Below are 11861 nucleotides of genomic sequence, written 5' to 3' on the forward strand. Positions count from 1 at the left end.
CACTGGGAAGCTGGACGGCCGAGAGGCAGGTGTCGACCCCATGGCAGGAACCGCCGGTACGCCGGGCACCCCGAGCGTCCTGCGCGCCATGAACGACCGGGCCGCGCTGGACCTGCTGCTGGAGCACGGGCCGCTGTCCCGTACCCGGATCGGCAAGCTCACCGGGCTCTCCAAGCCGACGGCCTCCCAGCTGCTCGCCCGCCTGGAGGCCTCCGGGCTGGTCCTGGCGACCGGCACCACCGAGGGCCGCCCGGGTCCGGGCGCCCAGCTGTACGAGGTCAACCCGGCCGCCGCGTACGCCGCCGGGCTGGACGTCACCCCGGAGCGCGTCCTCGCCGCCGTCGCCGACGTCACCGGCCGCACGGTCGGCTCGTACGAACTGCCCACCCCCGGCAGGCACCCGGCGACGCCCGTCGTACGGCAGGTCACCGATGCCCTCGACGGCGCGGTCAAGGCGGCGGGGCTCGCCCGCGACGACGTCCGCCGGCTCGTCATCGGCACCCCCGGCGCCTTCGACCCGGGCACCGGCCGCCTGCGGTACGCCTCCCACCTCCCCGGCTGGCACTCCCCCACCCTGCTCGACGAACTGGCCGCGGCCCTGCCGATGCCGGTCGAGTACGAGAACGACGTCAACCTCGTCGCCGTGGCCGAGCAGCGGCTCGGCGCGGCCCGCGGGCACGGCGACTTCGTCCTGCTGTGGAACGAGGGCGGCCTCGGCGCCGCCCTGGTCCTCGGCGGGCGGCTGCACCGCGGGTGGACCGGCGGGGCCGGCGAGGTCGGCTTCCTGCCGGTGCCGGGCACCCCCCTGGTCCGCCAGGTGGCCCGGGCCAACAGCGGCGGCTACCAGGAGCTGGCCGGTTCCCAGGCGATCCCCCGGCTGGCCCGTGAACTCGGCCTCCCGGACATCCCCTCGGGCCCGTACCCCGAGGTTGCCGCCGCCCTCGTCGCCCGTGCCGCCGAGGTCGACGACGACCTCCACCGTCGCCTGCTCCAGACCTACGCGACGAACCTCGCCACCGGTCTGGCCTCGCTCGTCTCCGTCCTCGACCCCGAACTGGTCGTCCTCAGCGGCGCCTCGCTCACCTGCGGCGGGGAGCCGCTGCGCGCCCTCGTCCAGGCCGAACTGGAGGAGCTGGCCGCGACCCGGCCCCGGCTCGTCCTCGGCGACGTCCGTGAACGCCCCGTGCTGCGCGGCGCGCTGGAGAGCGCGCTCGCGACCACCCGCGACGAGGTCTTCGACACCTCGCGCTGAACCGCCTCACGCCCGCTGCGGAACCGCTTGCCGCTCCCCCCTTCCCACTGAACCGCTGCTCACCTCTCGCCTCTCGCCCTCGCACACCTCCGTCCCGCCCCAGGGAGATCTCGCCATGCCCGGAATATCCCGTAAAGCGGCGCTCGCGCTCGCCGCCTCCGCCTCCCTCGCCCTCCTCTCCACCGCCTGTACCGGCCAGTCCGGCACGGGCGGCGGTGACGACGCCTCCCAGGAGACGACCCTCGACCTCTGGCACGCCTGGAGCGCGCCGGCCGAGGTCAAGGCCGTCAAGTCCCTGGTCGCCGGCTTCGAGAAGACGCACCCCGCCATCCACGTGAACGTCGTCGGCAACATGACCGACGACAAGATCAACCAGGCGCTGCGCACGGGCGGCGACAAGTCCCCCGACGTGATCTCGTCGTTCACCACGAACAACGTCGGCAAGTTCTGCTCGTCGGGGGCGCTCGTCGACCTCGACCCCTTCTTCGAGAAGTCGGGCATCGACCCGGAGACGACCTTCCCGAAGGCCATGAACGAGTACACCCAGTTCGAGGGGAACCGGTGCAGCGTCCCCCTGCTGGGCGACGCCTACGGCCTCTACTACAACAAGACCGCCTTCGAGAAGGCCGGCATCACGGCTCCGCCGAAGACCTGGTCGGCGTTCGAAGCCGTCGCCAAGAAGCTGACCGTGCCGGACGGCGACAGCTACGAGCAGCTCGGGTTCATGCCCAACTACCACGGCTGGGAGACGACGACCGAGCACTATCTCGGCCAGTTCTCCCCCACCTACTTCGACTCCGACGGAAAGTCGAACGTCGCGAAGGACCCGGCGTTCAAGGCCGGTTTCACACTCCAGAAGCGGCTCGTCGACGCGCTCGGCGGATATCAGCGGCTGGAGAAGTACCGCGCCACGCTCGGCGACGAATGGGGTCCCAAGCACCCCTTCCACACCGGCCAGGTCGCCATGCAGCTGGACGGTGAATGGCGCCTGGGCATGGCCCTGGACGCCGAGCCGGGCTTCGAGATCGGCGTGGCCCCGCTGCCCGTGCCCGACGACCAGGCCGACCAGTACGGCAAGGGCTACATCACCGGCACCATCGCCGGCATCGCCGCCACCAGCAAGAAGCAGAACGCGGCCTGGGAACTGGTGAAGTACATGACGACCGACACGGACGCCGTCGTCGCCTTCTCCAACGCCATCCACAACGTGCCCTCCACACTGGCCGCCCTGAAGTCGCCGGACCTGACGTACGACCCGCGCTTCAAGACGTTCCTGGAGATCGCCGCCAACCCGAACTCCACGACCACACCCGCCTCCGTCAACGGCGGTGTGTACCTCACCACCATCCAGCAGTTCGGATACGACTACGAGAGCGGAAAGACCAAGGACCTGGCGGCGGGCCTGGCGGACACCGCGCGGCAGATCGACACGGACATCGCACAGGCGAAGTGATGAGCACGGTCACCCTGGCCTCGAAGCGCCGCCGGGCGGCGCTTCGTACGGCCGCCTTCATGTCGCCCTGGCTGATCGGCTTCGCGGTCTTCTTCGCGTATCCGCTGATCTCGACGGTCTACTTCTCGTTCATGCGCTACGACGGCTTCAGACCGCCGACGTGGGCCGGGACCAGGAACTGGACGTACGTCTTCGAGCACTACCCCTTCTTCTGGCCCGCCCTGCGCAACACCCTGTGGCTGGTCCTCGTCATGGTCACCCTCCGGGTCCTGTTCGGGCTCGGCGTGGGCCTCCTGATCACCAGGATCAGGACGGGTACGGGAGTCTTCCGCACCCTCTTCTACCTGCCGTACCTGGCCCCGCCGGTGGCCGCCACCATGGCCTTCGCGTTCCTGCTCAACCCCGGTACCGGTCCGGTCGACTCGATCCTGGAGAGCGTCGGCCTGCCGGCCCCCGGCTGGTTCACCGACCCGTCCTGGTCCAAGCCGGCCCTCACCCTGCTCGCCCTGTGGGGCATCGGCGACCTCGTGGTCATCTTCATGGCCGCGCTGCTGGACGTGCCCCGGGAGCAGTACGAGGCGGCGGAGCTGGACGGGGCCTCCGCCTGGCAGCGGTTCCGTTACGTCACCCTGCCGAACATCTCGCCCATCGTGATGTTCGCCGTGGTGACCGGCGTGATCCAGACCATGCAGTACTACGCGCAGCCGCTGATCGCCGGGAAGGTCGCCTCGGGTGTGATCCAGGGGGCGGGCACCCAGTTCGAGCCCGGCTACCCCGACAAGTCCACGCTGACCCTTCCCCAACTCGTCTACAACCTCGGCTTCCAGCGCTTCGACTACGGCTCCGCGTGCGTGGTCGCCCTGGTGCTCTTCGCCCTGTCGACGGTGTTCACCGCGTTCCTGATGCGGCGCCGCGGCGGTCTCATCCAGGCAGGTGACTGATGACTCAGGTACAGGACACACCGGCGCGGGTGCCGGACGGGCCAGCACGGGAGCGGGTATCCACGGCGGCGGAGCGCACGGCCCGCCGCAAGGCCGTCCTGGAGTGGATCGCGGTCCACTCCCTCGGCCTGGCCGCGGCCCTGTTCTTCACCCTCCCCTTCGTGTTCGTCCTCCTGACGTCGTTGATGAGCGACACCCAGGCCCTCAGCCGCGACCTGGTCCCGCACACCTGGGAGTGGGGCAACTACCGCAGGGTGTTCGACACCCCGGGTTTCGCGACCTGGTGGAGGAACACCCTCCTGTACGCCGGCGCCGGCACGCTGCTCACGGTCGTGTCGTCGGTCCCCGTGGCGTACGCGCTGGCCAAGTTCCGCTTCCGGGGCCGCACCCTGTCCCTGATGCTGGTGATCTCGATGATGATGCTGCCTCCGCAGGTGGTCGTCATCCCGATGTACCTGTTCTGGGCCAAGCAACTGGACCTGTCGGGCACGCTGTGGCCGCTGATCATCCCGATGGCGTTCGGCGACGCGTTCTCCATCTTCCTGCTGCGCCAGTTCCTGACGACGATCCCCGACGAGTACCTGGACGCGGCGAAGGTGGACGGCTGCGGCGACCTGCGCACCCTGCTGAAGGTCGTCCTCCCGATGGCCAGGCCGGGCATCGCGGCGGTGGCCCTCTTCCAGTTCTTCTACGCCTGGAACGACTACTTCGGCCCGCAGATCTACGCCTCCGAGAACACCGGTGCCTGGACACTGAGTTACGGCCTGGAGTCGTTCAAGGGCGCCCACCACACCGACTGGAACCTCACCATGGCCGCGACCGTCCTGGTCATGGCCCCCGTGATCCTCGTCTTCTTCTTCGCCCAGAAGGCGTTCGTCGAGGGCCTCACGCTCACCGGAGTGAAGGGTTAGGCACGTATGCATGCGGCATCTCTCCGGGGGCCGACCCCCGGCCCCCGGCTCCCCGACCCCGGCTCCCCGGCCTTCCGGCCGTGATCACCGTCCCCCGCGCCCGAAAGCGAGGCACCCCGCAGTGAGACTCACCGTGGTCGGCGGAGGCTCGACCTACACCCCCGAACTCGTCGACGGCTTCGCCCGCCTGCGCGACACCCTGCCCGTCGAGGAACTCGTCCTGGTCGACCCGGCGGCCGACCGCCTGGAACTGGTGGGCGGCCTGGCCCGCCGCATCTTCGCCAGACAGGGCCACGCCGGCCGGATCGTGACGACCGGCGACCTCGACGCGGGGGTCGAGGGAGCCGACGCCGTACTGCTCCAGCTCCGCGTCGGCGGTCAGGCGGCCCGCCAACAGGACGAGACCTGGCCCCTGGAATGCGGCTGCGTCGGCCAGGAGACCACCGGCGCGGGCGGCCTGGCCAAGGCGCTGCGCACGGTCCCGGTGGTCCTCGACATCGCCGAACGGGTCCGCCGTACGAACCCGGACGCCTGGATCATCGACTTCACCAACCCGGTCGGCATCGTCACCCGGGCCCTGCTCCAGGCGGGTCACCGGGCGGTCGGACTGTGCAACGTGGCGATCGGCTTCCAGCGGAAGTTCGCGGGCCTGCTCGGCGTGCGGCCCTCCGACGTCCACCTGGACCACGTCGGCCTCAACCACCTCACCTGGGAGACCGGCGTACGCCTGGGCGGCCCGGAGGGCGAGGACGTCCTGCCCCGGCTGCTGTCCGGGCACGGCGACCCGATCGCCGCGGACCTGCGCCTGCCCCGCGCCCTCCTGGACCGCCTGGGCGTGGTCCCGTCCTACTACCTGCGCTACTACTACGCGCACGACGAGGTCGTCCGGGAACTGCGGACCAAGCCGTCCCGGGCCGCCGAGGTCGCCGAGATGGAGCGGCGGTTGCTGACGATGTACGGCGATCCCGCCCTGGACGAGAAGCCGGAGCTGCTGGCCAGGCGGGGCGGCGCGTACTACTCGGAGGCGGCGGTGGACCTGGCCGCCGGCCTGCTCGGCGCAGGCGGCAGCACCTACCAGGTGGTGAACACCCTCAACCGGGGCACGCTCCCCTTCCTCCCGGACGACGCGGTCATCGAGGTGCAGGCGGCGGTGGGCCACAAGGGCGCCACCCCGCTGCCCGTGCCGGCCGTGGACCCGCTGTACGCGGGCCTGATGGCGAGCGTGACGGCGTACGAGGACCTGGCCCTGCAAGCCGCCCTGCGCGGTGGTCGCGACCGGGTCTTCCGGGCCCTGCTCGCCCATCCCCTCGTCGGGCAGTACGCGTACGCCGAGTCCCTCACCGACCAGCTGATCGCACACAACCGGGAGCATCTCGCGTGGGCCTGACCGCACGTGTCCTCGCCGTCGACGCCGGCAACAGCAAGACCGACGTGGCGGTCGTGGCGGCCGACGGAACCGTCCTCGCCACGGCCCGCGGCGGCGGGTTCCGGCCCCCGGTGGTGGGCGTGGAGACGGCGGTGGACACGGTCGCCGACACGGTGGGCCGGGCGTTCGCCGCGGCCGGCGTCGACGCGGTCGCGCACGTCTCCGCCTGCCTCGCCAACGCCGACTTCCCCGTCGAGGAGGAGCAGTTGGCGGCCGCGCTGCACGCGCGCGCGTGGGGGGCGAGTACGACGGTCCGCAACGACACCTTCGCGGTGCTGCGCGCGGGCCTCACCGCGCCACGGGGGGTCGCCGTCGTCTGCGGCGCGGGCATCAACTGCGTCGGCATGCGCCCCGACGGCCGCACCGCCCGCTTCCCCGCGCTCGGCCGGGTCTCCGGCGACTGGGGCGGCGGCTGGGGCCTGGCGGAGGAGGCCCTGTGGCACGCGTCCCGCGCGGAGGACGGCCGCGGCGCGCCCACGGCGCTGGCCCGGACCCTTCCCGCCCACTTCGGCCTCACTTCCATGTACGCCCTCGTGGAGGCCCTGCACCTGGAGCGCATCGCCCCGGCCCGCCGCCACGAGCTGGCTCCGGTCCTGTTCGCCACGGCCGCCGACGGCGACCCGGTCGCCCGCGCCCTCGTCGACCGCCTGGCCGACGAGGTGGTGACCATGGCGACGGTGGCCCTGACCCGGCTGGACCTGCTGGCGGAGGAGACACCGGTGCTCCTCGGCGGCGGCATCCTGGCGGCCCGCCATCCCCTCCTGGAGGACGGCGTGCGCGACCTCCTGGCAGCCCGCGCCCCCAAGGCCGTACCCCAGGTGGTCACCGCCCCACCGGTGCTCGGCTCGGCCCTGCTCGGCCTGGACCACCTGGGAGCCGACGCGCAGGCACAGGAGCGAGTGCGGGAGCATTTCGAGCGGTCGGGCGGGGAGCGGTGAGGCGGGGAGCCGGTCCGGCGGGGGATGGGACTCGGCCGGTCCGACGAGGGCGGTGAGGCGGGCCCGTCCGGCGGGGGGAGGACGCGGCCCGTCCGGCGGGGGGTGAGGACGCGGCCCGTCCGGCGGCTGGGTCAGGGAACCGGAAGGTCCCGGAGACCCGGTAGCCCGGAGACCCGAAGCAAGGCCCCGGACGCCCCGGTCTCCACCCGTCGGCACTCGCACGCGTACCCGGGGAACCGAACAGATTCCCCCGGCGTATACATGGGCAAGGGGTGGTGAAGGGGGCGCGGTCAAGGCGTCGGCAGGCATTGCGCACTGCGATCCGATCAAGATCCAGCCAAGGCCGGTGCGGATGTCAGTACCGGCGGCGATACTTGCGGCGAAGGATGACCATGGGGGAGGTCAAACAGTGACACACCCGCCGAAGAGCAGTCCGGCGCCACCACCGGCACCGGGCGTGCCCACCATGCCGGCGATGCCGGCGCAGCCGGGCCCGCCGAGCCCGCCGGCTCAGTACACCCGGCCCGCGCCTCCGGGGCCCTCCGGCCGGCCTGTTCCCCCCGCTCCGCCGCAGGCCAGGCGTACCGCCTTCGCCGAGGGCGTCGACCGGCTGCGCGCGGCCGCCACCACCGAACCCGGCCGGCTGCGCGTCATCGGTGCCGTCCTCGCCCTCCTCGTCGTCGCCTTCGGCTCCGTCACCGCCTGGCAGATGACGGAGCGGAGGACCGCCGCCGACGACGTCCTGAACCACAGCCAGCCGCTCAGCTCCGCCGCGGCCGACATCTACCGCTCGCTCGCCGACGCCAACACCACCGCCTCCAGCGGTTTCCTCGCCGGCGGTGAGGAGACCGCGGACACCCGCAAGCGCTACGAGCAGGACATCGACAACGCCGCCGAGGGCCTGGTCGAGGCGGCCGCCAACTCGGACCCCGACTCCCCGGCCGCGGCGACCGTGGCCAGGCTGAACCGGCTGCTGCCCGAGTACAAGGGCCTCGTCGAGCAGGCCCGCACGTACAACCGCCAGGGCTTCCCGGTCGGCGGCGCCTACCTGCGGTACGCCAACGAGAAGATGCAGGAGCAGATGCTCCCGGCGGCGGAGGATCTCTACAAGAAGGAGAACCAGCGGCTGCGCGCCGACTACGCGGACGCCACGCCCTACCCCTGGGCCGCGATCGGCCTCGGCGTCCTCGCGCTCGCCGGCCTCGCCTGGGCCCAGCACCGCAACTACCGGCGCACCAACCGGGTGCTGAACCACGGCCTGGTCGCCGCCACCGCCACCGCCACGGTGGTGCTGCTGTGGCTGGTCGTCGGCCACAGCGTCGCTCGGGCCGGCCTGGACGACTCCTACGACCACGGCGTCCGCTCGCTGAACGTGCTGCACGACGCCCGGATCGCCTCCCTGAAGGCCCGCGGCAACGAGAACCTGACGCTGGTGGCCCGCGGCGCCGAGACCAAGAAGGTCGGCGCCGAGACGGTCGACGCCTACGACCACGACTTCACGACGGACATGGACACCCTCGGCAAGGGCCTCGCCGAGGCGGAGAGGCTCGCCGACGACGCCACCGGCGAGAAGCCGGTCACCGCCGCCGTCGGCAACATGGCCGAGTGGAAGAAGCGCCACGACGCGGCCCGCGCCGCGGACGAGAACGGCAACTACGCGGGGGCGCTGGCCAGGGTGATCGGCGAGAAGGGCGCGACCGGCGAGTGCTTCGACAGCGTCGACGCCAACCTCGAGCGGGCACTCGACCACGAGACGGCGGAGTTCGAGCAGGCGGCCGGTGACGGTCTGGGCGCGATGGCCGGGCTGCCGGTGGGCGCCGCGGTGCTCGCGGTCCTGGGCGCGGCCGGCGCGGTGCTGGGCATCGGCCGCAGGCTGTCGGAGTACCGGTGAAAGGGGGCGTGACGATGCAGGAACGACGACTGCGGGCCGGCCTGAAGGGCTGGGGCGGTGTGGGGGCGATGGCGCTCCTGTGCACCCTCGCGCTGGCCTTCGCGCTGCTGCTGCCGCTGACCCAGCCGCACGACGGCGACACCGGTGGCCAGGGCCTGACCAGGGCCGTCCGGGCCAAGGCCGGGAAGGCGTGCACCACGCCGGCGATCGAGGCCGCCCCGGAGAAGCAGACGCTCTCCCCGTCCGGCGCGGACGGCGCGACCATCGCGGCTATCAAGAACCGTCCGCCCGAGCGGCGCAAGCTGATGGTGGGCGTCGACCAGAACAGCTTCCGCTGGGGTTACCGTGACCCGAACAGCGGCGGCACCGGTGACCTGGAGGGCTTCGACATCGACCTGGTGCGCCGGATAGCCCAGGACATCCTCGGCGACCCGAACGCGGTCCAGTTCAAGGCCATCCCCACCGACCAGCGCATCCCGGCGATCGAGGACGGCCGTGTCGACATGGTCGTCCGCACGATGACGATCAACTGCGACCGGCTGGAGGACGTCGCCTTCTCCGCCCCCTACTTCCGGACCGGCCAGCAGGTCCTCGCCCCCAAGTCGTCGACGGTCAAGGGCTACGACGGCTCGCTCGCGAGGAAGAAGATCTGCACCGCGGCGGGCTCCACCGCCAACACCCAGCTGACCGGGGACAAGGCGGCGGGCAAGCTCGTCCCCTCGGCCGACCTGAGGACCGAGGTCCCCAACCAGCTCGACTGCCTGGTGCGGCTCCAGCTCGGCGAGGTCGACGCCGTGGTCACCGACGGCGCGCTCGCCGCGAGCCAGGCCGCGCAGGACCCGACGGTCGAGCTGAAGGGCGACCCGTTCACCACCGAGTACTACGGCGTGGCGATGAAGAAGGACGCCGACGACCTGGTGCGCCGGGTCAACCAGATCCTGGTGGAGTACCGCCAGGACAAGTCCGCCGGCTGGCAGGCGTCCTACGACCGGTGGCTGTCGGCCACACTGGGCGAGGACTCCTCGACGTCGGAGCCGCCGGCACCCGCGGAGTACCTGCGCACGAGCTGACGCACACCGGTGGTCCCCCGAGGCGACCGCACACACCGACCGACCGAACACAACGCAGCGAGAGGTGATCGATGGGCGTCACGGACCCCGCCGGGCCGGTGATGGACCGGGACGAGGTGGACCGTGCGCTGGCGCGGCTCGGCGCGGAGCACGAGGCGATCGAGACCTCGCTCCTCGCCCTCCAGGACCACGCGGGCCGCAGACTCCTGGAAGGCGCCGAACTCACGGGCGTGACCAGGGAGCGCTGGACGGCCGCGGAGGCGTCGATCACCTTGCTGTGGGCGTACTTCGACGCGTACACGGACGCGTTGCGTTCCGCCCGCGACATCCGCTCCCGGCGCCGCTGGTCCAGCCGCGAGGACCTGGTGGAGCTGACCGAGCTGCTGCGCGGCGAGTGCGTCACGGTCGCCGGCTCGGCCACGGCGACCGCCAACGCGCCGACGCTGCACGGCGGTCCGAGCAAGCTCAGCGAGCGTTTCTCGCTGCTCACGCTCGTGGACCGGATGAACGAGCTGTACGCGACCTCGCTGGACATGGTGGTGGCCGCCGACGCGGTGTGGTCGGCGCTGCCCGCCCGGATCGATTTACTGGCCGCGGAACTGCAGCGCACCCGCCGCCTGGCCCACTCGGTCGGCGTGCGTCCGGGCGAGCACCCGGCCGGTGACGACCTGGAGCGCATCACGCGCACCCTGACCAGGCTGCGCGAGCAGGTGGTGTCCGACCCGCTGGCCTTCTGGGTGCCCACGCGCGGCAGTTCGGCCCCGGGCGGCGGCAAGCCGGACACCACGGTCTACGACCGGGAGGCGCGCGCCCTGGAGGACGTGCGCCGGGAGATCGACGCCGTGCTCACCGTCCGGCAGGACGCCGAGGCCCGGCTGGTGAAACTGCGGGACGTGCTCTCCCGCGCGGACCGCACGCTCGCCGAGGCCCGCCTCGCGCGCGGGGAGGTCCTGGCGAAGATCGCCGCGACGGAGGTGCCGGTGGTCAGCGGCCCGCCGACCGCGCTGCAGGAACAGCTGGCGACGGCCGCCGAGTACCGCAGACACGCCCAGTGGCACCGCCTGTCCCCGCTCCTGGAGTCCCTGGAGCGGAAGGCGGAGGACGAACTGCTGCGCGCCCGCGAGTCCTTGACCGCGGTCACCGCGCCCCTGGCGGTGCGCGCGGAACTGCGCGGCCGCCTCGACGCGTACAAGGCGAAGGTCGCCCGGCACGGCCTCGCGGAGGACCCGCTGCTGGTGGAGCGGTACGACGCGGCGCGCCGCATGCTGTGGAGCGCGCCCTGCGACCTGCGCGTCGCCGAACAGGCCGTCCTGCGCTACCAGCGGGCGGTGGCCGAACTGCTCGGCGCCCCGCGGGTGCCCGGCGAGCAGGGTGGGCCCGAGGATCGTAGGGGGGAGTCGTCGTCATGAGTGAGTCGGAGCAGAGCCAGGCGCAGCGGACCTGCCAGCGGCCCGGCTGCGGCGGGGCGTACGAGGACGTGGGCGGCGGTCAGCTGTACTGCGACACCTGCGGTCTCGCCCCGGTCGTCTCGACGTCCGGCATGGTCGGCTCCCCGCCGACCGGGATCACCGCCGGCCGCGGCTCCCGGGGCTCGTCCGGCAGCGGATCCCGTGCCAGCGCCCGCAGTTCGCGTACGTCGTCGCAGTCGTCGAAGTCACAGCGCTCGGTGTCGGGGCGGCTGTCGCGGTCCGTGTCGGGCACGTCCACGGGCCGCTCGGTGTCGGTGCGCAGCTCCGGTGCGAGCACGGGCTCGTCGTCGCGGGGGCGGCTCGGCGCGGGCCTGGTCAAGGTGCCGGGCGTGCCGCGGCCCGACCCGCGCGCGATGGTGCTGGACAACCCCGAGGTGCCCGAGCGCAAGCGGTTCTGCTCGCGGTCCGACTGCGGGGCGCCGGTGGGGCGGGCGCGCGGGGACCGGCCCGGGCGTACGGAGGGGTTCTGCACCAAGTGCGGTCACCCGTACTCCTTCGTCCCGAAGCTGA

General features: G+C 72.4%; 10 protein-coding genes and 1 pseudogene. 10 read left to right on the forward strand and 1 reads right to left on the reverse strand.

The genetic code is table 11. The features are described 5' to 3' along the window. Nucleotides 1-40 precede the first annotated feature (40 nt). From QQS16_RS16235 to QQS16_RS16275, 9 genes are all read left to right on the forward strand, one after another. Nucleotides 41-1252 (forward strand): ROK family transcriptional regulator, encoded by a 1212-nt coding sequence (locus tag QQS16_RS16235; RefSeq protein ID WP_286062418.1) that lies wholly within the window; start codon nt 41-43, stop codon nt 1250-1252. Nucleotides 1253-1367: 115 nt separating this feature from the next. Next, nucleotides 1368-2705: an ABC transporter substrate-binding protein gene (locus QQS16_RS16240; protein WP_286062419.1), complete on the forward strand. Its 1338-nt coding sequence runs from the start codon at nt 1368-1370 to the stop codon at nt 2703-2705. After that, nucleotides 2705-3646: a carbohydrate ABC transporter permease gene (locus QQS16_RS16245; RefSeq protein ID WP_286062421.1), complete on the forward strand. Its 942-nt coding sequence runs from the start codon at nt 2705-2707 to the stop codon at nt 3644-3646. The genes QQS16_RS16240 and QQS16_RS16245 overlap by 1 nt, the downstream gene beginning before the upstream one ends. Next, nucleotides 3646-4557 carry a carbohydrate ABC transporter permease gene (locus QQS16_RS16250; RefSeq protein WP_286062422.1) on the forward strand — a complete coding sequence of 304 codons (912 nt, stop codon included), beginning with the start codon at nt 3646-3648 and terminating at the stop codon, nt 4555-4557. Before QQS16_RS16245 ends, QQS16_RS16250 begins: the two co-directional genes overlap by 1 nt. Nucleotides 4558-4678: 121 nt before the next feature. Continuing rightward, nucleotides 4679-5944, forward strand: a complete 1266-nt coding sequence (locus QQS16_RS16255; RefSeq protein WP_286062424.1) for a 6-phospho-beta-glucosidase — start codon at nt 4679-4681, stop codon at nt 5942-5944. Next, nucleotides 5935-6921, forward strand: coding sequence for an N-acetylglucosamine kinase (locus QQS16_RS16260; RefSeq protein ID WP_286062426.1), 987 nt, complete (start codon nt 5935-5937; stop codon nt 6919-6921). Before QQS16_RS16255 ends, QQS16_RS16260 begins: the two co-directional genes overlap by 10 nt. A gap of 466 nt (nt 6922-7387) precedes the next feature. After that, complete coding sequence (locus tag QQS16_RS16265; RefSeq protein WP_286066345.1) at nt 7388-8812, forward strand: GlnX family signal transduction membrane protein; 1425 nt, start codon at nt 7388-7390, stop codon at nt 8810-8812. A 14-nt stretch (nt 8813-8826) separates the two neighbouring features. After that, nucleotides 8827-9882, forward strand: a complete 1056-nt coding sequence (locus tag QQS16_RS16270) for a glutamate ABC transporter substrate-binding protein (protein ID WP_286062428.1) — start codon at nt 8827-8829, stop codon at nt 9880-9882. 71 nt (nt 9883-9953) lie between these two features. Beyond that, nucleotides 9954-11291 carry a hypothetical protein gene (locus QQS16_RS16275; RefSeq protein ID WP_286062429.1) on the forward strand — a complete coding sequence of 446 codons (1338 nt, stop codon included), beginning with the start codon at nt 9954-9956 and terminating at the stop codon, nt 11289-11291. A gap of 79 nt (nt 11292-11370) precedes the next feature. Here QQS16_RS16275 and QQS16_RS43965 read toward each other — a convergent pair whose 3' ends face one another. Beyond that, nucleotides 11371-11670: a hypothetical protein gene (locus tag QQS16_RS43965; protein WP_502963800.1), complete on the reverse strand. Its 300-nt coding sequence runs from the start codon at nt 11668-11670 to the stop codon at nt 11371-11373. A 10-nt stretch (nt 11671-11680) separates the two neighbouring features. Here QQS16_RS43965 and QQS16_RS43970 point away from each other — a divergent pair. Further along, nucleotides 11681-11800 (forward strand): annotated as a pseudogene (locus QQS16_RS43970) (serine/threonine protein kinase); the annotation flags it as partial. Nucleotides 11801-11861 lie beyond the last annotated feature (61 nt).

The organism is Streptomyces sp. ALI-76-A (assembly GCF_030287445.1).
GTDB lineage: Bacteria > Actinomycetota > Actinomycetes > Streptomycetales > Streptomycetaceae > Streptomyces.